The sequence below is a fragment of the Vibrio sp. THAF190c genome (assembly GCF_009363355.1).
In the GTDB taxonomy this organism is placed as follows: domain Bacteria; phylum Pseudomonadota; class Gammaproteobacteria; order Enterobacterales; family Vibrionaceae; genus Vibrio; species Vibrio fortis_A.
Genome location: NZ_CP045338.1, coordinates 2,361,369 through 2,383,643 on the forward strand (window position 1 = coordinate 2,361,369; position 22,275 = coordinate 2,383,643).

The window sequence follows — 22,275 nt, forward strand, 5'->3', positions numbered from 1 at the left end:
CCATGATAATCGATTGCCCATCCCAGATTAACCCACCTTAGGTTGTATGATTAGTTTAGCTAATCTGAAACGCCAATTCGCGGTACAAATATTCATTCGTAAAATGTGACTTTTCGCACTAAACTCGCGCTTCTTTTTTATATCGCACGGCTCATAAATCACGATTTTATAGACCGAAATTATAGAGTTACAGCAATGCTACTAAGTGTTTTATATATCATTGGTATCACGGCAGAAGCCATGACTGGCGCACTCAGCGCTGGCAAACAAAAAATGGATTGGTTTGGTGTAATGTTGGTTGCAAGCGCAACCGCAATTGGTGGTGGTACAGTACGAGATATCTTGCTTGGCCATTACCCACTAGGCTGGGTGGAAAACCCAGAATTTTTGGCTATTACATGCATTGCGGGCGTCATCACTACTGGTCTCGCAAAGTGGGTGATTAAGCTCAAAGGCTTATTTATCCGCTTAGACGCACTTGGCTTGATTGTATTTAGCATCATCGGTACTAAAGTGGCAATGAACATGGGTTTGCACCCAATGATCTGTATGGTGTCAGCACTAGTCACTGGTGTCTTTGGCGGCCTACTGCGTGACCTCATCTGTCGCCAAACGCCGCTTGTGCTGCATGAGGAGCTTTATGCATCTATCGCACTTATCGCATCAGGCCTATACCTCGCATTACTTGAGTTTGGTATTAACGATGTAACCGCAACCATCACAACCTTGGTTGTTGGCTACCTATTGCGAATGGCAGCAGTGCGCTTTAAGTGGCGTCTACCATCATTCCACTTAGACCCAGAAAGCTCTGTTCACTAATCTGTGAGCTAATTAGAGACACTGCATTCACTCGAAAACAAAAAGGGTTGCTCCAACAGGAAGCAACCCTTTTTTAATCCATTATCCTATACACTCAGTCGTTAGATTTGAGGTGTATTGGTTGTCACGCCGTGGTTTTGACCACGATGGCGCAAGAGATGATCCAGAAGTACGATCGCTAGCATCGCTTCTGCAATTGGCACAGCACGAATACCAACACATGGATCGTGACGACCTTTAGTGATCAGCTGTGTAGGTTCACCATCTTTAGTGATGGTGTCGCCCGGAACTGTGATGCTTGATGTAGGCTTAAGCGCAATGCTTGCTACGATATCTTGGCCTGTTGAAATACCACCCAAGATGCCACCAGCGTGGTTACTTGTGAAGCCTTCCGGTGTTAGTGGGTCACGGTGCTCGCTGCCCTTTTGGTTAACGACATCAAAGCCATCGCCAATCTCGACACCTTTAACCGCGTTGATGCTCATTAGCGCGTGCGCGATGTCAGCATCTAGACGATCAAAGATCGGCTCACCAAGACCGACTGGTACTTGCTTTGCCACAACTTGGATCTTAGCACCGATAGAGTTACCTTCTTTAAGTAGGTCACGAATCATCTGGTCGAACTCTGGCACTTTATCTGCGTCAGGACAGAAGAATGCGTTGTTCTCGATTTCGTTCCAATCTACTTTCTCGATAGCGATATCGCCCATCTGAGATAGGTATGCCTGAATCTCGACACCGAACTCTTGCTTAAGGTATTTCTTCGCAATTGCACCCGCTGCTACACGCATTGCTGTTTCACGAGCTGAAGAGCGACCGCCACCACGGTAATCACGTACACCATATTTCTGATGATATGTGTAATCCGCATGACCCGGACGGAACTTGTCTTTAATTTCTGAATAGTCTTTAGAGCGTTGGTCTGTGTTTTCGATTAGTAGACCAATAGATGTACCCGTAGTTTGACCTTCAAAAACACCCGATAGGATCTTCACTGCGTCAGCTTCACGACGAGCTGTGGTATAGCGAGAAGTCCCCGGACGACGACGGTCCAGATCTTTCTGCAGATCTTCTTCGGTAATTTGTAATCCTGGTGGGCACCCGTCTACGATACATCCTAGTGCGATACCGTGACTCTCTCCGAATGTAGTCACTCGAAAGTGTTGTCCGATACTGTTTCCTGCCATTGCTTCCTCTAAATTAGCAGCTAGTGAGGCGGTTTGAATAAGTAAACCTTCTTCCTAGCGGCTTTACTTGTCTATTCTTCGTGGATTCATAGTGGCTTTATTACTAAATGATGTAAACCCCCAATAGGGAACAATCGTCAGTTTATCGAAAAATAAAAAAGGAAGCCTATCGCAAGGCTTCCTTAATTCAATTATTGGATCCGCTTATTATTCAGGGTATATCTGAATTGAGAGTTTCCTATTAATCGTCGTTTGACGAACCATCCCACACCATGTTGAAGTTCACGTCAGTGATGTACTCACTCCACTCACCACTGATCTGGCCAATGATGCTGTAAGTTTCATTTAGCTCAAGTGAATAGCTGTTACCTAATCCAAACAGGAATGAAAGGACTGCATTCGGCGTACTACCTTCGTAGATGTCATCACAAAACTCCGGATGTAAGCTAAAGCCATTGTCAGCGGAAAGCGACTCAGATGTCACAGTGAATCGTTCAAAGATAGCGGCATCACCATCATGAGAATTCAACAATCCATCACAGCTAATACCATTCATCCATACCTTGATGTAGTCGTGAGAGTTACCAGGTGAAAGCGCGGCTGTATTCATCTGCAATGAGGTAGAAATTAATTGGTATTGGTGCTCTCGTTCACCAGGCCAGTATAAGTAAGCATCACGCAACTCAGGGCCATCACTGGATTTTACTTGAATTCGCTTTTCTGCATCCGCTTTACTGCTAAATCCAACATAACGACTCGAGCGTCCCTCTTCTGTCCAAAGCATGGTCACCGCACCTTGCGAGATAACGTTGCTGTCGTAGTCATTAGTGACATCGTAGCGCATGGTCATCGTATCGCCGTCTTCAGTATATGAACCGACTATAGTGTCACCCTCGACAACATAAGTTCCCACTTTCATTGTCGCTTCAGTTGTACACGCAGTCTTATTACTTTGGTCGCGATCGTTATAGAAGATCTCCCCATCTTCAAAACGTACTGTGTCACACCATACTTGGGAGTAATTTGTGCCGTTAGAGCCTCTTTCAAGGAAGTACCAAGTATTATCCTCTAGCGGGTGAGAATCACCTGGTGGTAGTGGCGCTTCTTCAATAATCGGAAAGCTCAGAGTTGCCGAAACCCATTCACTGTTTACACCATCATTCACTGAAAGAGTCAGTGTTTCTTCACCCGCTGCAGCTGAACGCGGAATCAGACCGGTAAAGCTCACGACACCCTTGTTGTCCACTAGAGCGTTGAAACCCGTGCGTGCAACGGTTGATAGCGTCGTTTCTACTTTGTAGCTTAGAGTATCGCCATCTTGATCTGTGAACAGCGCGCTTACATCAAGCGTATCCGTCAACGACTCGCCTTCTGTCAGCATCCATGTATTCATTGTCGACTGTAGGTTTGCAAGCTCACCCTCATCAACAACTGGAGGCTGGTTATCCGTTAACACAGTAATTTCAAACGTCAGTGGGTATGAGCGAGCACCATGCGCATCGGTCGCGAAAATGTGATAAGTGAAACCACCAGCGATCTCAGGTTCACCCGTGATTAAGCCCGTTAGCGAATCGATAGACAGGCCATTATTGCCTTCACCGCCAACGACAACCATGGTGAAAGTAATATCATCGCCTTCAGCATCTTGGAATTTGTCACTCACGTTATATGGACGCCAAGCTTCACCCAACGTCAATTCAACGGGTTCAGTGGTACCGACAACTTTTGGTCGAGTATTTGGCGTCACAATGACATCACCGCCATCTGATGGAATATCAATAATAGGCGAGTAGTCGTCTAGTGTTTGGCCGTCGGCATCAATGATCTCTTGCGTTGCCTCCGCCATCGCTTGAGTCAACTTCAGCTTAGTTTCGATATCTTGGTCGGAATGATCTACCAGCACTTCACCAATCAAATTCAGTGCTTCTGCCTGCTCTGTGGTATCGGCAATGTAGTCACCAAAGATAAGAGCTTGTGACACCTCAAGACCTGCGTCACCAGTTATGGCAGCAACGACTTGTTCCTCAGCGTCAGCAACTGTCAACTCCGAGTCTTCAGCAAGAAGTTTGTTCACCATGTTAGTCATTGGGTTGATGATTGTGCCACTGCCCGCATTTGCCAGCGTGAAGTCATGTTGAACCAGACCACGGTTGCTATCTACCGTTTGACCAGCAACGGCATCTACACAGACAACGGCATTTCGATACTCTACGCTGAGATTTGCCTGACCTTTATTGTCCGTTTTGCCCTGAGACAGATCACAAACACCATCTTGAGTACTATCCACCGAAACATTGGCATTCGCTAAGTAGCCATCAATTGCGGTAATTGAAAATGATGTTGGGCCGCTTGAATCACTGTCTGAACCACACCCGACGAGAGCCACTGCAATTGACGCTGCCAGTAAACCTTGCTTTTTCATTGATATTCCCTTTGTAAGCCTTTTATTGTTTGAGCCATGACTGAATGTTGAGAATCAGTGGCATCAAGTCGGCGTTATTTTTAGGGAGATCGCTCACCACAAACAAGACACAGGGAACAACAGAAAAACCGTAAAACTTTTTATGAATTTATTAATAAAATTAGACACTTTACAAAGATCATGCGGCAAGCCTGCTGTAAAGCCAACTCTTAGCAAATTTAAGATCTTTTTCCACCAAGCTGGAGCTGCACTCTAGAAGCTGACAGATCTCGGTGTGCCTAAGCCCAATGTAATACTTTAGCTTTAAGACATTAGATTGGCGTGGATAGTAATTGGTAAACTCAACCAAAGATTGTTCTAGCGCGATCCTGCGCTCTAAAGGCAGGCCTTCAATTGACAAGGCTTTTTCTATGACAAGGGATTGATCTGGTTGACGCTTATCCGCTTGTGCTGCCCATGCTTGGTTGATAAGAATATGCTGCATTGCTTTGGCAGCCATCAAATAAAAATCTCGAGTTTTTTCGATGGTTCCTTTGTCCAAAGCGGATACCTTCAAATACGACTCGTGAATCAGAGCGGTAGTATTGGTTGATTCTTTGTTTAGGCTAGCACCCGACTTTTGACGACGCTGTTGAGCCAACTCTTTTAGCCTACGGTAGGCAAAACGAAATATCTGCTCTTCAGACTTTTTACAACCCACCTGCCATTGTGAAATCAGCTCCGTGAGATGATCGCTATCGACCCTAACCTCTTTGGTTACAGTCATTGCTTGTTACCCCACGGACTCATTGAAAATGACAACCTCATCGGTTGGATGAATCTCATCATGCTCTTGGTCTCCTTCAGACTGCATAAGCCGTATATTCATTGGATCAATGATGTTGTATTCGATGTCATCAGCAGTGCTGCTACTGACGACTTGCATTGAAGAATTCAAATCTCCTCGCCTTTGTGGCCAAAATGACCGTGAGGGAGTGTCCAACACGAGCTTGAGCTGGTTTTCTCGGTTCTCAATCACGGCTTCCCAATCTGTTAAATCGTTGTTTAGAGGATAAACACTGGCCGTGACGTCATTGAGCATCTCGTCCAATGTCAGCTTTTGACGATTGAGATCTTGAGTCGCGGTCGACAACGCCACAATGATAGCCATCATGCTCAGCACTAGAGCAGTACTACACAGAGTAAACACTGGAGAACGAATCATTGATTTCTTTATCACTTCAACGCTTACTTTGGACTCTTGGCTTAAAGGGAAAAAGCAGCGAACATTTTCGATATCTTGCGCAAGATCTTTGGCTCTTGCATATCTGCGGCTAGGGGAGGAATGAGTCGCTAAAGCCACGACCTTGGTGATATCGCCTCTCGGCTGAGCTCGGAGGATATCCAAATACAGAATCCGACCTAAGGCATACACATCTGTTCGCTTGTCTATCGCATCACTATCAAGCTGCTCTGGGCTTGCGTAGTTTCGCGTGAGTGCCAAAACATTTTGGGTGATTAATTCCCTATCCCCAGTGCTCAGCCTTTGTACTTTTTGAGCAATGTTAAAGTCGATGATTTTCGGTACACCATCACGACAAACCAGTATGTTTTCGGGTTTAAGATCGCCATGAATAACCTGATGTTGATGAGCATGATCGACAGCCAAGCAAATATCTCGAAACAGCACCAACTTCTGATCGAAACTCAACGACCGTGAGCTTAAGTAGTCGCGTAAGTTCACCCCATCGACGAACTCCATCACGATGTACGCTGCTCCGTTATAGATACCTGCGTCGTAGACTTTGGCAATATTGGAGTGGCTAACACTGGCAAGGAGCTGTGCCTCTGAAAAGAGTGCCTCTTGACCTAGCAGTCCTAAGATCTCGGGATGGAAAAATTTGATTGCGTACTGGTGATAAAACAGTGAATCGTGGCGAGCAGCATAATAAACCGCAGCAAACCCTCCTCTACCTAGCTCATGACCGATAACATAGCGATCAACGCGAAGGTTTTCATAACAAATGGTAGATTGATTAGCTGTCGATAGATGCACTTCCAATGCATCAATCGCACAATTATTGTTGGCGTGTTTCAATAATTCATCGACGTTACGAGCAAGTTGGGGCGAATTTTGACGAACATCAGAGAGGATAAGATCGCGTTCGCTGGCGTTCTTATCAACCAATTGATAAAAGAGTTGAGTACTACTGAGGTTAAAATCCATTTTAAGTGTCAGTTATTATAGCTACTGGTTTTATATCCCAGAACTTTTAACCCTATCAATTAAAGGGAAATAACTTGATACAGTTTGTAGACTCTTGAAATAAAATTCCAACAGTTCCATTAATCAAAAAAATAACAGGGTGACGAGCAACTAAGTCACAAATATAATTAAGCCTGAAACGCAAAAAACCCGACAACTCAAAGAGCTATCGGGTTTCTTAAAATAAATGGCACGCCCTGTAGGATTCGAACCTACGACCACATCCTTAGAAGGGACGTGCTCTATCCAGCTGAGCTAAGGGCGCGCTACAGGATAGAATTATACGAATTCGAATCAGTAAAGCAACGGCTTTGTCTAACATTCTGATCTAAGTGAGTAAAAAAAGGGCAAAGGCATTATAAGTGTTGAAAATTAGACCAAAGCAAACGTTTGCTTGATGGAAATCAAAAACGTTTTCTGGAATAATGCGCCAAAACATCAGCCACTAACTTGAATATCAATACTAAGGAAATTCATGACTGCTCAAAATATTGATGGAAAGCTAATATCTCAAACCGTTCGTTCTGAAGTTGCTGCACGTGTAAAAGCGCGTACTGAAGCAGGCTTACGAGCTCCAGGCCTAGCGGTAGTTTTAGTGGGTGAAGACCCAGCTTCTCAAGTTTATGTGGGGAGCAAGCGCAAAGCGTGTGAAGAAGTCGGCTTTGTATCAAAGTCTTTTGACTTGCCTGCAACGGCAACCGAAGAAGAGCTACTTACTCTTGTTGACCAATTGAACGAAGATCCAGAGATTGATGGCATTCTTGTTCAGCTACCTCTTCCTGCCGGTATCGATAGCACACACGTACTAGAGCGTATTACGCCAGAAAAGGACGTTGATGGTTTCCACCCATACAATGTCGGTCGTCTTGCACAACGTATCCCTAAGCTACGTTCTTGTACGCCAAAAGGTATCATCACTCTGCTTGACCGCTACAACATCGACCTACGTGGTAAGCACGCGGTTGTTGTCGGCGCATCAAACATCGTTGGTCGTCCTATGACTCTAGAACTGCTTCTAGCGGGTTGTACTACCACTACTTGCCACCGTTTCACTAAAGACCTAGAAGGTCACGTTCGCCAAGCTGACGTTGTTGTGGTTGCAGTAGGTAAGCCTAACTTCATTCCGGGTGCATGGATCAAGAAAGGTGCCGTGGTGGTCGATGTTGGTATCAACCGCCTAGAGTCAGGCAAATTGGTGGGTGACGTGGAATATGATGTTGCGAAAGAGAGTGCAAGCTTCATTACTCCAGTTCCTGGTGGTGTTGGCCCGATGACGGTTGCAAGCCTTATCGAGAACACAATGATCGCTTGTGAGCAGTTCCACTCTAACAAGTAACCACTGCCTCAAATAGCTATTATCTCATGTAGCCATTGCTTCAAATAATGAAAAGCCGCGACAATCCGTCGCGGCTTTTTTGTTGGCTATTCACTTATGGAAAAGACTATAGCGACAGCGCTACACCTGCAATCGAAGCACTCATCAAGTTCGCTAGTACGCCTGCACAAATCGCGCGGAAGCCATACTTAGAGATGAATGAGCGACGCTCTGGAACCAGGCTACCCAAACCACCGATTAGAATCGCCATGGTTGAGATATTCGCAAAGCCACACAGTGCAAAGGTTACGATAGCTTGAGAGTGTTCGCTTAGTACTTCCTTCGCTTCCATTAGCTGGATGAAGGCAACAAACTCATTCACAACGATCTTGTTGCCGATCAGTGATCCCGCAACAACCGCTTCGTTCCATGGCACACCAATCAACCATGCAACGGGTGCAAACACATAACCTAGAATAAGCTCGAAGCTTAGGTCCACGCCGAACCAACCACCAACTGCACCTAGCATGCCGTTCAGCATTGCAATCACGCTGACAAAAGCAAGAAGTGTTGCACCCACTGCGACTGCAATACGAAGTCCAGACATAGCCCCATCTGCCATTGCCTCAACTACGTTCGTTGCTCGTGGAATTTCTACATCTGACTCAATGCTCTCTTGAGTCTCATTAGCACTGCCCGGTACCAAGATTTTTGCCATCAATAAACCTGCAGGCGCAGACATAAATGCCGCTGCAATTAGGTAGTTCAGATCCACGCCTAGAGACGCATAACCAACTAGCGTGCCGCCTGCTACCGATGCCAAACCACAAGTCATTACCGCAAACAGCTGAGAATCGGTCATGTGCTTCAGGTAAGGCTTAACCACTAATGGTGCCTCAATCATGCCAACGAAGATGTTCGCCGTAGCAGAAAGAGATTCCGCACGGCCTGTACCTAACAGCTTCTGCAATGCGCCGCCAATTAGGTTGATCACTTTTGGCATGAAACCGATGTGGTACAAACCTGAAATCAGAGCCGAAAAGAAAATGATGATACCGAGAACGTTAATCGCAAATACAAACCCACTATTGGTTAGGCCACCAAATAGGAAGCCGATGCCCTCTTGGCCGTAATTGATTAAGCTCGAAACGGCTCCCGTCACGCCATTAAGCACGTCTTTACCCATAGGTACGTACAACACAAGCAGTGCAAAAGAGACCTGAAGTAAGAAAGCAAGAGACACCGTTCTTAGCTGAATATTTTTTCTGTCCGTAGATAGTAACCAAGCGATTACTAGAAGAGTAATGATTCCAATTAGGGATGCCATATGCGTCAAACCTGAAAAGTTGTAGTAGGAAAGGCGACGCATTGTATAGAGGAAACCGTTTGCGGCAAGCAGTGGTTGTTACATGGATGTTGGCTTAACTGTCCATTTAAGCACCAAATATATAACTCATTGAATTAATTAAAACTTTATTGATTATTTTTAATACTTTTTCCATATAGAAATTATATTTTCAAAAACAGCGACAGTTAGCGGTGTAATTCAACGCAAGTTTTCAGATTTTTATCCCAATACGTCGGAGAACCAATGTGCTGTTTCAGGAACTCAATCACCGTGGATAGCTTCTTTGGCATGTTCTTGCGGCTTGGATAGACAGCAAAAAATGGCATGATCTGACTGGCTTTCCACTCAGGTAATACCTGAATTAGCTGACCACTGCGAAACTCCTCTTTAACAAGATAAGTCGCAAGATAGGCAATTCCCCAACCTGCCACAGCTGCGTCTCTTACCGCCTCTGCTAGATCGACAGAGTAATCACCACTAACGGTGACACATAAACTTTCTTGTCCGTTATCGAACGCCCAAGAGGTATAATCACGCTCACGGCTACGATAGATAAGACAGTTGTGGTCGCTCAGATCCGAAGGACAACTCGGCGTACCCGCTTTGATCAAATAGTCTGGTGATGCCGCGACTACAAACTGGCTGTCTGCTAATCGCTGGGCGATGTACCCTTCTGGCAATTCTTCATTATTGGTGATCCACAGATCTAAACGCTCTTCGATCATATCGACTTTATAATCAAACAGGTGAACCTCAACCTTAAGTTGCGGATAGAGCTGACGTAACTGATCAATAGCGGGAATGACATGCAAAGTACCGAACGACTGGGAGATACCAACGCGCAATTTACCAGAGACATCATCACGCTGACTTTCCATGTCCATTTGTGCAGCTTTGAGCGTACCAAACAGCTGTTCACAGTGCTGATAAAACACTTCACCCGCTTCGGTCAACGTGAGGCTGCGCGTCGTACGCTGCACCAGCTTAATCCCAATGTTGTCTTCCAACAGTGCGATCTGCTTACTGATGTGCGATACCGATACATTTAAGCTCTTCGCTGCATTGGTAAAACCGCCATGCTTAATCAAGGCGTGGAAGATCACCATTTGTGCCGCTCTGTCTGTTAACACTCCGCCTACCCTCTATCTATCTTTATGAAACGGCCTATCTGGAATAAACCACTTGTTTGAAAACACTAAAAACAAAAGGACTCCGAAGAGTCCTTTTTAATCTGTTGGCTTACGCCGCTTTGCCTTGGTTACTTTCTTTTAACTTAAGCTATTTAAACTTAATTCGATCAGCGAGGTGACTCACTGCCAGTGCAAAGTAGTACGAACGATTCCACTTCATCAGTACATTGTAGTTGTTGTAAACCAAATAAGAGCGCCCGGTTTGGTCATCCGGCATGATCAACCAAGCTTTAATATCTTCATCAAGCTTAGGCAGTGGGCTACCATCAAAGCGCGTAATACCCAGCTTTGACCACTCTTGAAGGTACTTACCTTTCTCTTCCGAGCGGCCCTGCATATCTAGAGAAATATTCGCCGGCACTTTTACTTGTCTGCCCCATGTGTACTTATCATCCCAACCAGACTGGCTCAGATAATTCGCCGCAGAAGCAAAAACATCGGCTTCGGTATTCCAGATGTCTTTTTTACCGTCACCATTACCATCTGCTGCATAAGCTAGGAATGAACTAGGCATAAACTGAGGTTGCCCCATCGCTCCAGCCCACGACCCTTTCATATCCTGAGGTTTAATATGCCCCTCTTCAAGAATGGTCAGTGCTGCCATCGCTTCTTTGGTAAAGAACGCCTCGCGACGACCTTCGTAAGCCATGGTGGTTAGCGCGTCAATCACACGGTAATTACCAGTAAAAGTACCAAAGTTACTCTCAACGCCCCACAATGCGACAATAAAGCGAGGTTGAACACCATACTCATCACCGATGCGTTTCAGTTCAGCATGGTGCTTATCATAAAGCGACTGCGCTTGCTTAACCTTCCAAGCAGGAACTGCTCTTGGAATGTACTCGTCTAGCGTCAGCTTTTTCTCTGGCTGATTTTTATCCGCCTTTACTGCACGTGGTTTAAACGTCACGCCATCAAAGGCTTGGTCGATGATCGATTGAGAGATGCCTTGCTCTGAGCCCTGCTGTTTTAGCTTTTCAACAAACTGCTCAAAGCTTAATTCATTAGCATGCAATGGAGCCAATGCATTGCCGGCTAACAACGCCGACACGGTAATTAGGGTTTGCGATAATTTACTCAACGATCATTCCTCCCTGAATAAGGTGAGTAAGACTACTCTTCATCTTGAGTGTTTTGTTGAGCCTTACGCTCTTTATACAACTCAAGTTCATTCACTGGTGGTGGCGGCAATTGCAAAAAGAAGCCGTCGGTTTCTAGAGACTCACGAACTTTATCGATGTTCACTTGCGCCAATTTACGGCCATCCATTTTGATGACCATTACGAAGCTAGGTTTACCAAACATTTCCATCAATGCGTCAGGAACTTGTGAAAAATCATCCTTTTTAGGGATATAAAGGTATGTTCCTTCTTTTTTTGAGCTTTTATATATAGAACACAGCATGACAAACCTTTTCTAAATGTTTATGACTACAAAACTCTCACATGCGAGATCAATAGTTTATGTTGGTGAAATATTGGGAACAAAACGTCCATTTGACAACAAGATCACTTGCTGTGCTTGGTCTGGGAATATAACATGATAAGCCTAGTTTCAGGCAATGTCCTTTATCGTAAAGATGAAAGAAATTGTAGCCAACCGTTATTGAGGTCCTGTAGTTTTCGATGTCTAGTAACCCAGATTTAAAAGGTAGCAGCTTTACGCTATCTGTCTTGCACTTATCCGATGATAACGTCGAAAATGCAGCGTCATTCCTTCAAGAAAAAGTCGACCAAGCACCAAACTTTTTTGCTGCAGCTCCTGTGGTAATTAACATCAGTCAAGTTGCTGGTGATATCGACTTCCTTCAGCTTAAAAACGGCATCTTTCAAGCAGGTATGATCCCTGTCGGCGTAACGGGTTGTTCCGATAAGCGCATGCAAAACCTAGCAAAAGAAGCTGGCTTCGCTGTAATGACGGCCAGCAAGTCCCCTTCACAGGCTCCGGCTAAGATGGCGCCCACAAAAGTGGTAAGAACTCCGATTCGTTCTGGACAACAGGTCTATGCTAAAGATGGTGACCTATTAATTTTGAGTCACGTGAGTGCTGGAGCGGAAGTGATTGCGGATGGCAGTATTCATATTCATGGCACATTACGCGGCCGCGCAATTGCAGGCGCAAGCGGTCAAACTGAAGCAAAGATTATCTGTAACGATTTACAAGCCGAGCTGGTTTCCATTGCAGGCAACTACTGGCTCAGCGATCAAATTGAAAGCGAGTACTGGCAGAAGAAGACCATGTTCAGCATGGACAACGACGTACTACGTGTTGACGTACTCGCACTATAAAGAAATAAAAGGAAAAAATAATGGCACGCATTATCGTTGTAACGTCAGGTAAAGGCGGTGTTGGTAAAACTACCTCCAGTGCAGCTATTGCCTCAGGTTTAGCTTTGAAAGGAAAGAAAACAGCGGTTATCGACTTTGATATTGGTCTGCGTAACCTCGATCTTATCATGGGCTGTGAGCGTCGTGTCGTTTACGATTTCGTTAACGTTATCAATGGTGAAGCAACTCTGAACCAAGCGATGATCAAAGACAAGCGCACAGACAATCTATACATTCTTCCAGCCTCTCAAACTCGCGATAAAGATGCACTAACCAAAGACGGTGTTCGTCGTGTATTTGATGAGCTAGACGAAATGGGCTTCGACTTCATCATCTGTGACTCTCCAGCAGGTATTGAGCAAGGCGCTTTGATGGCACTCTACTTTGCAGATGAAGCTATTGTGACGACTAACCCAGAGGTGTCTTCAGTTCGAGATTCAGACCGTATTCTAGGCATCTTAGATTCTAAGTCACGTCGTGCTGAAGACGGCCTAGAGCCAGTGAAAACTCACCTACTGCTAACACGCTACAATCCTGCGCGTGTAACCCAAGGCGAAATGCTAAGCGTAGAAGATGTAGAAGAGATCCTTCACATCTCACTATTGGGCGTAATCCCGGAGAGCCAAGCAGTACTGAACGCATCGAACAAGGGTGTACCAGTAATCTTTGACGAAGCCACTGACGCAGGTATGGCTTACAGTGATACTGTAGACCGTCTACTCGGCAGCCAAGTGGACTTCCGCTTCCTAACGGAAGAGAAGAAAGGCATCTTCAAACGACTATTCGGGGGCTAAGCAACTATGTCACTACTAGAGTTTTTTAGACCACAGAAGAAAACCACAGCTAACCTAGCCAAAGAACGCTTGCAGATCATCGTGGCAGAACGTCGCAGCCATGACGACCCTGCGCCTTCGTACCTGCCGCAACTCAAAGAAGACATCTTGAAGTGTATTGCCAAGTACGTTGAGGTAGATCCTTCAATGGTCGACCTATCATTCGAGCACAAAGACGATGATATCTCGGTGCTTGAGTTGAACGTCAAACTGCCAGAAGACGACAAGTAAATTCGTCAAAGTTCTAGATACCTAAAACGGATCACTTGCTTTCAAGTGGGCCGTTTTTATATCTCAAGACAATCCATACATATATCAAACCATAACCACTGGTTATTATTTGTATAAAGAGTCAGCATTATCCAAGCCTGATTGTTTTTTGTACTCTGAATAGGTTCCCTACAGACAGAAAGAGTACAACTATGACTTACCTAAACAACACATTTAAAGCCATCATCATTACCTCTGTATTGGTTGTTACTGGATGTAGTTCCCCTGCAATGGACAAAGACAATGAAAATGCTGCCAGAAATCGCGGTGCCGCAGGAGGTGCTTTGATGGGGGCAACATTAGGCGCGCTTACGGGTGAACCAGGGCTAGCAGTGAAAGGCGCTGTAGCGGGTGGTGTTACAGGAGGTGTCGCTGGCTCAATGAAAGACCTTGATGACTCTCGCCAGAGTGAAAACACTCAGGTACTGGCGGATGGTCACTCACAAGATAACCGCAGTGACGCAGAGAAACGCGTTGCCGAGCTCGAAGCTGAACTAAGAATCATGGAGCTGGAACAGCAACTGGCTGAAGCTAAAGAGAAAGAGACGTCCACAAGCGACGACAAATCGTAATGAAAAAAAAGGGTAAAGCAACTGTGCTTTACCCCTTTATACCTGTCTGCGAATCAGAAAAATGACTACTTAATCAGCTTATTCAGTTTCTCTCCTGCAATCTCTAGTCGCCAGCCTTGCATTACATCAGGCAATTTTTCTGGGTTGCGATCGTGTTTCCAAACCCAACTCAAGACCTGATTAAGCTGTTTTTTAGAAGCGATAAACTCAGTCGCTAAACCACTATGTTGAGATGCTTTCTTCACTTCATCTTTGAGGACTTTAAACATCTGCTTGTAACCAGGGAAGTCCATCAAGCGTTCAACAACCGCTGGATACTCCTCTTCTGGAGTGTGCTCTGCCAGTTTCACGATAGAGCTAATTTTCGCACCGTGGCGACGCACTGAGCGGAAATCAAAACCTTCCTCTTCCATGCGCTTTGGATTTTTAATAGCAAAACGAGCCACCGCCCAAAGGTCTTGCTCTTTGAAAATGAAGTTAAGCGCTAGGTCACGCTTAATTGCTTCTTTTAATCGCCAAGTTGCCAAAGGCTTCAAGATAGCCAGTTGCTTAGGTTTTAGCTGCCAAGCACCTTTAATGTCTAGATAAGCGTTCTCTGGCTCAATTGAGCGAATACGCTTGCTGACTTGCAGATCAGACTCTTGCTGAGCGGCATCCCACCAGCCAGCTTCCATCACTTTCTCTAGCAGCTTGTTATACATTGGCAGCAAGTAGTAAACGTCTGCTGCAGCGTAATCCAACTGCTTTTGCGATAATGGGCGCGCCAACCAATCGGTGCGTGATTCACTCTTATCAAGGTCAATACCAACGAATTCAGACACCAGAGCTGCAAACCCCGTCGATAAACCGTGTCCTAAGAAAGCGGCCATGATTTGCGTATCCACCATTGGTGTTGGCGTACAACCAAATGCATTCTGGAATACTTCCAGATCTTCACCGCAAGCATGTAACACCTTCAGTACCGAAGCGTCTTTAAGAAGCGATACGAACGGGGTCATCTCATCCAATGCGATTGGGTCAATCAAAGACAGAGTTTCACCATCAAATAATTGAATCAAACCTAGCTGCGGGTAGTAAGTTCTGGTTCGGACAAACTCGGTATCAAGCATCACAACATCGGCTTCACGGGCTTGCTGACATACACGTTCAAGGTCTTTCAATTGGGTAATGATTTGATAGTTCACAAAAACTCTCACTGATTTAATTATTCCGCCGGATACAAAAATGCCGACATTCACTGTCGGCATTCTATCACTAATTTACATTAACCGCTTAGATTAAGCGGTAAGACCATCAGTTATGCACTTGCACGTTTAGCAAGCTCGGCATCGTTCTCTTCGCGCAGTACGCGACGTAAGATCTTACCTACGTTGGTCTTCGGTAGATCATCGCGGAACTCAACCAGTTTTGGCACTTTGTAGCCTGTTAGGTGCTCACGACAGTGCGCAATCACATCTTCTTTCGTCAGGCTTGGGTCACGTTTAACCACGTAAACCTTCACAAGCTCACCAGAAACTTCGTGTGGTTGGCCAATTGCCGCAACTTCCAGTACCTTACCGTGCAGAGCAACAACATCTTCGATTTCGTTAGGGTAAACGTTGAAGCCCGATACCAGAATCATATCTTTCTTACGGTCAACGATGTGCAGTAGACCTTCATCATCGAACTTAACGATGTCACCAGTCGACAACCAACCATCATGGTCAATCACTTCTTTGGTCGCTTCAGGACGCTGCCAGTAGCCTTGCATCACTTGAGGACCACGTACTTGCAGCTCACCCACTTGATCATTTGCAACAACATTGCCTTCGTCATCAATGATGCGAACATCTGTCGACGGCACAGGTAGGCCAATGGCGCCCGTGTAATCTTTAAGATCGTAAGGGTTACCCGTAACCAGTGGAGAACACTCGGTTAGACCATAACCTTCCAGTAGGTGAATACCTGTTACCTTCTTCCACTGCTCAGCAACAGCGCGTTGCACTGCCATACCACCACCCACAGATAAGCGTAGGTTGCTGAAGTCCAGCTCATGGAAATCTTCATTGTTCACAAGCGCATTAAACAGTGTGTTCACACCGGTAATCGCCGTGAATGGGACTTTCTGTAGCTCTTTGATGAAGCCAGGAATATCACGAGGGTTAGTAATAAGTAGGTTGCGACCACCCATTTCAACGAACAATAAGCAGTTCACTGTCAAGGCGAATACGTGGTAAAGAGGCAGTGCCGTTACCACTAGCTCACGACCTTCATTCAATACAGGGCCGTACGCTCCTTTCGCTTGAAGAACGTTCGCGATCATATTGCGATGCGTCAGGATTGCGCCTTTCGCAACACCCGTAGTACCACCTGTGTACTGCAAGAATGCGATGTCATCACCAGACATGAATGGTTTTACGTATTGTAGGCGGCGACCTTTATGCAGTGCCTTGCGGAATGAGATTGCACCCGGAAGATCGTACTTAGGAACCATGCCTTTTACGTACTTCACTACGAAATCGACAATCGTACCCTTCGCGCGCGGTAGCATTTGACCAAGACTAGTCAGCACCACGTGCTTAACAGGAGTATTATCGACCACTTTCTCAAGTGTACTTGCGAAGTTCGAAACGATAACAATCGCTTTCGCGCCCGAGTCGTTTAGCTGATGCTCAAGTTCACGTGGGGTGTACAGAGGGTTTACGTTAACTGCAATCATACCAGCACGAAGTACACCAAATAGTGCAATTGGGTATTGCAGTAGGTTTGGCATCATTAGAGCGACGCGATCGCCCTTTTTCAGCTTCAGATCATTTTGTAGGTAAGCGGCGAAAGCACGGCTGCGCTCTTCGAGCTTACGGAATGTCATGACCGAGCCCATGTTTTCGAATGCAGGTTGATCAGCGTACTTCTGTACAGACTGCTCAAACATCTCAACTAAAGATTGGTACTGATCTGGGTTGATCTGTTCTGGTACGTCACTTGGATAACGTGAAAGCCAAGGTTTATCCACGATGTTACTCCTCGTTTATCAGCTGACGACTGTTTCGCCGCTATTTATCATGGCGATATTACAGCACAGCTTTAGTGCATGAGCACTAAAAGGCTCAAACACTTGTTTAAATTTTGTTAACTACACCAAGAATTAGCTCAGAAACTGACTCTGGGTTCTCTAAATGACAATGGTGTCCACCTGAAATCATCTTAATAATTGGGGGATTTTGAGTGGATTTGTAGCGATTATGCTGTAAATCCTTAAATCCTTCATTTCCCAAGATTATCAATTGAGGGCATTCTATAGCCTCATTTATCGCATCCGCGTGTGACTGAGACATGCGATAAACAGAATCACACTTCAATTTTGGGTCACTACGCCACTGCCAAACGCCCTCAAATTGCGCAATGCCTCGAACAACAACGGGAGCGATCAAATCTGGTGCAATTTGATTAGCATGAGATCTCAGTTTAATGGCGTCCTCTAGGCTAGCTAATGGACGTGAAGGCTTTCTTCGCTGTCGTTGACGACTGAGTACCCCATCTCGCAAACGAGAGACTGTTGCTTGGGGAGCTTCGGAAAGAGGTCCGTGACCTTCAATTTGGATTAATCCAGACACCATTTCAGGAAAGGCGGCACTATAGCAACTTGCGATCAATGCACCAAGCGAATGTCCTACTAGTACCAGTCTGTTTGGCGATAATTTACCCATCAACTGATGTAAATCATCGATATAGTCATGAAAAGGGTAATAACTACCGGCTTTATGCGAGGAGTGTCCGTGTCCAAACAGGTCTATCGCCACCAAATGGTAGTGGTTTGACTGAGTGTGTATGGCCTGCATTAGAGAGGTAAAACTGGCCGAGTTATCCAGCCAGCCATGAACAAAAACGACCGTCAAAGCGGCCGTTTCTGGGTCTCCGAGCTCTTGGCACACCATAGTGCCGCTCGGCAGTGAATAGGATTTTTCAATCATCCGTTGTGATCATTCCTTAATCTTGTCTATTCAAACGGGATGTAAAAGCAATAGCTCAATGACTATTCTAAGTCTTGTACCACTCGGCCTTGTCTTGGCATGGTATGGAAGCTACGACAATGTAGGCTGCGACACGAGTAGTACGTCGGGGCAAAGTCATTCACAATCACACGCTCTGTGATTTGCCATAGGCGCTGATTATCAGCGTTCATCACTGGGAATGTATACGGGAACTCACCAATTTTGCCATCTTCTGAGCCTGCCGATTGACCCACAAATGTCACCAAGCGACCTTCCGCAAAGCTTAGAGGTTCTACGTAACCATCTACATAAGCCACGAAGCGACCACTTGGCTCCGCATCGAGATCGGGTTTACCGCTGCTAGAGATCGGCATGTTTACCACTTCAACGCGTGATTTATCTTTGAGGTTAGTGACTTTAGCTATCACACCACCCAGACGGACATCCTTAGCATCAGGGAGTTGATTTACCCACTCTTGGTAATCGGTAATTACTGGTTCTGAAGAGGCTTCCAATTCAGTAGGTAAAGAGGAGCATCCAACCAATAATACTGAGAATAAGCCGAGGACGAAAAGGCGTAACTTTGCAGGGGAAATCGACATGGTTCTAACCCTTAAAATAGAAGATAAATTGATGTTTTTATATATAAATATCGACACCGATGAGTCTTGTAAGTTCCTCTTTTTTCGCCTGGTTCATAACATCCATATACTCTTCCATCGCTTTTCGTCCACGTCCTTCAGGGAGGTCGTACTGAACTTGAGCTCGATGAATATCTGATTCTTGAACATGACGAATAGAGTGCGAGACAGCATTGGCTACCTTAGTGGGCTGCCCCACAGAGGTCTTTGCATCGGTTTTCTTTACCTGATTCTTCTTGTTGGTGCGATTAGCTTTAGATGTATTGCCTATCAAAGAAGGAGGTAAACCATTAATTGATACCATTCACTCAATCTCTGCCTCGGTATGACTCTAAATATGCTCTATTTAGAGTCATGGGTTATCAGAACCTTGTAAAAGTTATGACGTTTTTGTTTGTTCCTGATTAAGACGCTTACTTTACGACCAAGGAACTGTTCGCGACTAAAAAGCTATTCGCGACCTGGAAGCTTTTTCCACGCCACTTTATCACGCAGATACACAGGCTCAGACTCTTCTACTGGAACCGCTTTACCCGCCGCAAATGCAAACTGAGCGATAAACGCCATGTCTTGCGCTTCTGGGTAAAGAACATCACTTGGTTTTGTAGTTAATGATAGCGTATCCAGGTGCTCAGCGTACGCAGCCCAACCTGTACCAACCTTTGCCCAAGTGCTTTGGTCTGCTTCAATTTGGTTCACTAGCTCTTGTGGCGGGATAACGCACTCTTCATCAGTCAAAGACCAACGACCGTCTTGTTCACGACTGTAACGAGCCCAGTAAACTTCGCTCATACGAGCATCAATGGCACTTGCAACATGTGTATCACCAAACTGGCGGTAACTCGATTGTGCCATGGCTTCCAGTGTCGATACACCAATCATTGGCAGATCAGCACCAAACGCTAGACCTTGTGCGATACCGATACCAATGCGTACACCAGTGAAGCTACCTGGACCTTGACCAAATGCAATCGCATCAAGCTCAGCTAAGGTCAATCCCGCTTCTTTCAGTACTTCATCAACCATAGGCAGTACTTTCTTGGTATGGTCACGTGGTGCTACTTCACTGCGGGCGAACACTTGCTCTCCCACCATCAATGCTACTGAACAGTTTTCCGTTGCTGTATCTACTGCAAGAATTTTTGCGCTCATTTATGTCTCAAATATTCGTTATCTAAATCTAAAAACAGTGGCCAAAGCGTCACTTATGACTTGTTCGCTTCGGCTAGAAACTCTTTAATTACCCCTAAATCTCGGGTTCGTGGAATAGGAGGTAAACTCCCCAGGAAAATGCCGCCATAATCCCGAGTCACTAAACGATTATCACAAATGATCAGTGCGCCACTGTCGCTCTTATCTCGAATCAATCGCCCGACACCTTGCTTAAGGGTGATCACCGCATCAGGCAGTTGAACCTGAGCAAATGGATCGCCTCCTTTAAGCTTACAATCTTCGATCCGCGCTTTGAGCAAGGGATCATCCGGTGCCGTAAAGGGTAATTTATCGATGATAACACAGCTTAACGCGTCGCCCCTAACATCTATCCCCTCCCAGAATGCGCCCGTTGCCACCAGCAATGCGTTACCTAATTCCATAAATTCAGCCAAGGTTTTCTGTTTGCTGGTTTCACCCTGTAGCAGCACTGGAACGCTCAATGTTTCTCGAAAGCGCTCACCCAGCTCTCTCATCATGCTGTGAGAGGTACAAAGGAAGAAACACCGCCCTTGGTTCTGCTCAATCACAGGGGCAAGCATGCGCACTAGTTTATCTGCTAGTCCCGGGCTGTTAGGTTCAGGCAAGTAGCGAGGCACACATAAACGTGCCTGTTTCGGATAATCAAACGGGCTTGGTAAAGAGAACTGCTGACTCGGTTTTAAGCCAAGACGAGAGGTAAAGTGGTCAAAGTCATCCGATACCGCGAGCGTTGCCGATGTAAAGATCCATGCTCCAGGCTTGAGCTCAATCTGTTCATGAAACTTATCCGCCACAGACAGCGGTGTAATATGCAGGGCAAAATGACGTGGCGTGGTGTCATACCAATACGAATAACCAGTAATTGAAACATCACAAACGCGCTCAATGCGAGCCTTAATCAAAGTGGCACGCTCAAACGCGGTGTCCAATAATTGGCTTCGCCCAAGAGCCAGCTTAAGAACATCAACAGCCAACTGCAGAGCATCTTGCAAACGCACCAATTCACGAGCAATCGACTCAGACTTCAATGCTTCACGCCAGTTCCCACGAAACCCTGTATCACCCAGTACAATTCTGAGGTCAGCGGCAGACTGAACCAACCTATCTCCGACTTTTTGTAGCTGGCGCATATCCTTGGCTTCAGTGCGATAGCCAATTTCAATGTCTTTCGCGAGTTCGTGTATCTGGCGGCTCGACACCGATTGACCGAAGTACTCACTGGCAATGTCGGGCAGTTGATGTGCTTCATCGAAGATAAAGACATCAGCATCGGGAATTAGCTCACCAAAGCCAGTTTCTCTGATCGCCAAATCCGCCAAGAATAGATGGTGGTTCACCACAACCACATCCGAATCCATCGCTTTTTTACGAGCCTTAAGAACAAAACAGTCCGTATAACTTGGACACTCTTTACCTAAACAATTGTCGTTAGTAGAGGTAATTGTCGGGATAATTGGGCTATCTTCGGCGATATCATCACAGTCACCAAGATCGCCAGTTTGAGTCGATGACGACCAGCTGCGCACCTTAACTAACTGTGCAAGCAACGTTGGGTCAGTGTGTGTGCCGTGACTCTCAACCATCTGACGACTGAGTCTATCCAAGCACAAATAGTTAGAACGCCCTTTTAGCAGTGCCACTTGTCCATAAAAGCCGAGCGCGTCGGTCATTAGCGGAAGGTCGCGATGGAAAAGCTGCTCTTGAAGGTTTTTGGAACCCGTACTTATGATGGTTTTCTTACCACTCAGTAGAGCGGGAACTAGGTAAGCAAAAGTTTTACCTGTACCAGTCCCAGCCTCAACCACCAACTGGCTTGAATCTTTGATTGCATTAGAAACTGCTTCGGCCATATCAAGCTGAGCTTGTCGCGGCTGAAAACCGGGAATTGCTTTACCTAGCGCACCATCAGCAGAAAACGTTTTGGATATCATAATTTACGAA

At 45.7% G+C, this 22,275-nt stretch carries 21 protein-coding genes and 1 tRNA gene; 6 read left to right on the top strand and 16 right to left on the bottom strand.

What is annotated here, in order from left to right; translation table 11 throughout:
- The first annotated feature begins 195 nt into the window (after positions 1-195).
- The gene (locus tag FIV04_RS10450; RefSeq protein WP_150869040.1) at positions 196-819 is read left to right on the top strand and encodes a trimeric intracellular cation channel family protein; all 624 of its coding nucleotides are present in this window, start codon (positions 196-198) and stop codon (positions 817-819) included.
- Positions 820-920: 101 nt separating this feature from the next.
- Here FIV04_RS10450 and aroC read toward each other — a convergent pair whose 3' ends face one another.
- From aroC to FIV04_RS10475, 5 genes are all read right to left on the bottom strand, one after another.
- Positions 921-2,006 carry a chorismate synthase gene (aroC, locus tag FIV04_RS10455; RefSeq protein ID WP_032551893.1) on the bottom strand — a complete coding sequence of 362 codons (1,086 nt, stop codon included), beginning with the start codon at positions 2,004-2,006 and terminating at the stop codon, positions 921-923.
- Between the two features lie 241 nt (positions 2,007-2,247).
- Positions 2,248-4,428, bottom strand: a complete 2,181-nt coding sequence (locus FIV04_RS10460) for a putative Ig domain-containing protein (RefSeq protein ID WP_152469087.1) — start codon at positions 4,426-4,428, stop codon at positions 2,248-2,250.
- 178 nt (positions 4,429-4,606) lie between these two features.
- Positions 4,607-5,194 (bottom strand): ECF-type sigma factor, encoded by a 588-nt coding sequence (locus FIV04_RS10465; RefSeq protein WP_152469088.1) that lies wholly within the window; start codon positions 5,192-5,194, stop codon positions 4,607-4,609.
- Positions 5,195-5,200: 6 nt separating this feature from the next.
- A complete protein-coding gene (locus tag FIV04_RS10470; RefSeq protein ID WP_152469089.1) occupies positions 5,201-6,634 on the bottom strand; it encodes a serine/threonine-protein kinase in 1,434 nt (477 codons plus the stop codon).
- Positions 6,635-6,861: 227 nt separating this feature from the next.
- A tRNA-Arg gene (locus tag FIV04_RS10475) sits at positions 6,862-6,938 on the bottom strand.
- Positions 6,939-7,148: 210 nt separating this feature from the next.
- Between FIV04_RS10475 and folD the strand changes: the two genes are divergently transcribed.
- Entirely contained in the window at positions 7,149-8,009 is an 861-nt protein-coding gene (gene folD / locus FIV04_RS10480; protein ID WP_032551891.1) for a bifunctional methylenetetrahydrofolate dehydrogenase/methenyltetrahydrofolate cyclohydrolase FolD, read from the top strand.
- 106 nt (positions 8,010-8,115) lie between these two features.
- On the opposite strand, the gene FIV04_RS10485 is transcribed toward folD, so the two are convergent.
- The 4 genes from FIV04_RS10485 to FIV04_RS10500 all read right to left on the bottom strand — a co-directional run bounded on the left by FIV04_RS10485 (position 8,116) and on the right by FIV04_RS10500 (position 11,930).
- Positions 8,116-9,315 (bottom strand): NupC/NupG family nucleoside CNT transporter, encoded by a 1,200-nt coding sequence (locus FIV04_RS10485; RefSeq protein ID WP_032551890.1) that lies wholly within the window; start codon positions 9,313-9,315, stop codon positions 8,116-8,118.
- A 206-nt stretch (positions 9,316-9,521) separates the two neighbouring features.
- Complete coding sequence (locus FIV04_RS10490) at positions 9,522-10,442, bottom strand: LysR family transcriptional regulator (RefSeq protein WP_152469564.1); 921 nt, start codon at positions 10,440-10,442, stop codon at positions 9,522-9,524.
- 172 nt (positions 10,443-10,614) lie between these two features.
- A complete protein-coding gene (locus FIV04_RS10495; RefSeq protein ID WP_152469090.1) occupies positions 10,615-11,607 on the bottom strand; it encodes a lytic transglycosylase domain-containing protein in 993 nt (330 codons plus the stop codon).
- Positions 11,608-11,639: 32 nt separating this feature from the next.
- Positions 11,640-11,930, bottom strand: coding sequence for a YcgL domain-containing protein (locus tag FIV04_RS10500; RefSeq protein WP_032551887.1), 291 nt, complete (start codon positions 11,928-11,930; stop codon positions 11,640-11,642).
- 221 nt (positions 11,931-12,151) lie between these two features.
- Here FIV04_RS10500 and minC point away from each other — a divergent pair, with 221 nt between their 5' ends.
- The 4 genes from minC to FIV04_RS10520 all read left to right on the top strand — a co-directional run bounded on the left by minC (position 12,152) and on the right by FIV04_RS10520 (position 14,528).
- Positions 12,152-12,814, top strand: a complete 663-nt coding sequence (gene minC, locus FIV04_RS10505; protein ID WP_152469091.1) for a septum site-determining protein MinC — start codon at positions 12,152-12,154, stop codon at positions 12,812-12,814.
- 20 nt (positions 12,815-12,834) lie between these two features.
- On the top strand, positions 12,835-13,647 hold the full coding sequence (gene minD / locus FIV04_RS10510; RefSeq protein WP_032551885.1) for a septum site-determining protein MinD: 813 nt from the start codon (positions 12,835-12,837) through the stop codon (positions 13,645-13,647).
- 6 nt (positions 13,648-13,653) lie between these two features.
- Entirely contained in the window at positions 13,654-13,917 is a 264-nt protein-coding gene (gene minE / locus FIV04_RS10515) for a cell division topological specificity factor MinE (RefSeq protein WP_032551884.1), read from the top strand.
- Positions 13,918-14,108: 191 nt separating this feature from the next.
- Entirely contained in the window at positions 14,109-14,528 is a 420-nt protein-coding gene (locus FIV04_RS10520; protein WP_152469092.1) for a glycine zipper family protein, read from the top strand.
- A 65-nt stretch (positions 14,529-14,593) separates the two neighbouring features.
- Here FIV04_RS10520 and rnd read toward each other — a convergent pair whose 3' ends face one another.
- From rnd to FIV04_RS10555, 7 genes are all read right to left on the bottom strand, one after another.
- Positions 14,594-15,712: a ribonuclease D gene (gene rnd, locus FIV04_RS10525; protein ID WP_152469093.1), complete on the bottom strand. Its 1,119-nt coding sequence runs from the start codon at positions 15,710-15,712 to the stop codon at positions 14,594-14,596.
- A 113-nt stretch (positions 15,713-15,825) separates the two neighbouring features.
- Positions 15,826-17,520, bottom strand: a complete 1,695-nt coding sequence (gene fadD, locus FIV04_RS10530; RefSeq protein ID WP_150869048.1) for a long-chain-fatty-acid--CoA ligase FadD — start codon at positions 17,518-17,520, stop codon at positions 15,826-15,828.
- Positions 17,521-17,626: 106 nt separating this feature from the next.
- Positions 17,627-18,478 (bottom strand): alpha/beta fold hydrolase, encoded by an 852-nt coding sequence (locus FIV04_RS10535; protein ID WP_152469094.1) that lies wholly within the window; start codon positions 18,476-18,478, stop codon positions 17,627-17,629.
- A 62-nt stretch (positions 18,479-18,540) separates the two neighbouring features.
- Positions 18,541-19,101 (bottom strand): Slp family lipoprotein, encoded by a 561-nt coding sequence (locus tag FIV04_RS10540; protein ID WP_150869050.1) that lies wholly within the window; start codon positions 19,099-19,101, stop codon positions 18,541-18,543.
- A gap of 37 nt (positions 19,102-19,138) precedes the next feature.
- Complete coding sequence (locus FIV04_RS10545; RefSeq protein ID WP_152469095.1) at positions 19,139-19,444, bottom strand: chromosome partitioning protein ParA; 306 nt, start codon at positions 19,442-19,444, stop codon at positions 19,139-19,141.
- A gap of 146 nt (positions 19,445-19,590) precedes the next feature.
- Positions 19,591-20,292, bottom strand: coding sequence for a tRNA (adenosine(37)-N6)-threonylcarbamoyltransferase complex dimerization subunit type 1 TsaB (tsaB, locus tag FIV04_RS10550; RefSeq protein WP_152469096.1), 702 nt, complete (start codon positions 20,290-20,292; stop codon positions 19,591-19,593).
- A 53-nt stretch (positions 20,293-20,345) separates the two neighbouring features.
- Positions 20,346-22,265 (bottom strand): ATP-dependent DNA helicase, encoded by a 1,920-nt coding sequence (locus FIV04_RS10555; protein ID WP_152469097.1) that lies wholly within the window; start codon positions 22,263-22,265, stop codon positions 20,346-20,348.
- Positions 22,266-22,275: the final 10 nt, after the last annotated feature.

Bases quoted from the DNA above. Each gene is read 5' to 3' on its own strand.
- FIV04_RS10450 (WP_150869040.1), top strand. From the start codon at position 196: ATGCTACTAAGTGTTTTATATATCATTGGTATCACGGCAGAAGCCATG.
- aroC (WP_032551893.1), bottom strand. From the start codon at position 2,006: ATGGCAGGAAACAGTATCGGACAACACTTTCGAGTGACTACATTCGGA.
- FIV04_RS10460 (WP_152469087.1), bottom strand. From the start codon at position 4,428: ATGAAAAAGCAAGGTTTACTGGCAGCGTCAATTGCAGTGGCTCTCGTC.
- FIV04_RS10465 (WP_152469088.1), bottom strand. From the start codon at position 5,194: ATGACTGTAACCAAAGAGGTTAGGGTCGATAGCGATCATCTCACGGAG.
- FIV04_RS10470 (WP_152469089.1), bottom strand. From the start codon at position 6,634: ATGGATTTTAACCTCAGTAGTACTCAACTCTTTTATCAATTGGTTGAT.
- folD (WP_032551891.1), top strand. From the start codon at position 7,149: ATGACTGCTCAAAATATTGATGGAAAGCTAATATCTCAAACCGTTCGT.
- FIV04_RS10485 (WP_032551890.1), bottom strand. From the start codon at position 9,315: ATGGCATCCCTAATTGGAATCATTACTCTTCTAGTAATCGCTTGGTTA.
- FIV04_RS10490 (WP_152469564.1), bottom strand. From the start codon at position 10,442: ATGGTGATCTTCCACGCCTTGATTAAGCATGGCGGTTTTACCAATGCA.
- FIV04_RS10500 (WP_032551887.1), bottom strand. From the start codon at position 11,930: ATGCTGTGTTCTATATATAAAAGCTCAAAAAAAGAAGGAACATACCTT.
- minC (WP_152469091.1), top strand. From the start codon at position 12,152: ATGTCTAGTAACCCAGATTTAAAAGGTAGCAGCTTTACGCTATCTGTC.
- minD (WP_032551885.1), top strand. From the start codon at position 12,835: ATGGCACGCATTATCGTTGTAACGTCAGGTAAAGGCGGTGTTGGTAAA.
- minE (WP_032551884.1), top strand. From the start codon at position 13,654: ATGTCACTACTAGAGTTTTTTAGACCACAGAAGAAAACCACAGCTAAC.
- FIV04_RS10520 (WP_152469092.1), top strand. From the start codon at position 14,109: ATGACTTACCTAAACAACACATTTAAAGCCATCATCATTACCTCTGTA.
- FIV04_RS10535 (WP_152469094.1), bottom strand. From the start codon at position 18,478: ATGATTGAAAAATCCTATTCACTGCCGAGCGGCACTATGGTGTGCCAA.
- FIV04_RS10540 (WP_150869050.1), bottom strand. From the start codon at position 19,101: ATGTCGATTTCCCCTGCAAAGTTACGCCTTTTCGTCCTCGGCTTATTC.
- FIV04_RS10545 (WP_152469095.1), bottom strand. From the start codon at position 19,444: ATGGTATCAATTAATGGTTTACCTCCTTCTTTGATAGGCAATACATCT.
- tsaB (WP_152469096.1), bottom strand. From the start codon at position 20,292: ATGAGCGCAAAAATTCTTGCAGTAGATACAGCAACGGAAAACTGTTCA.
- FIV04_RS10555 (WP_152469097.1), bottom strand. From the start codon at position 22,265: ATGATATCCAAAACGTTTTCTGCTGATGGTGCGCTAGGTAAAGCAATT.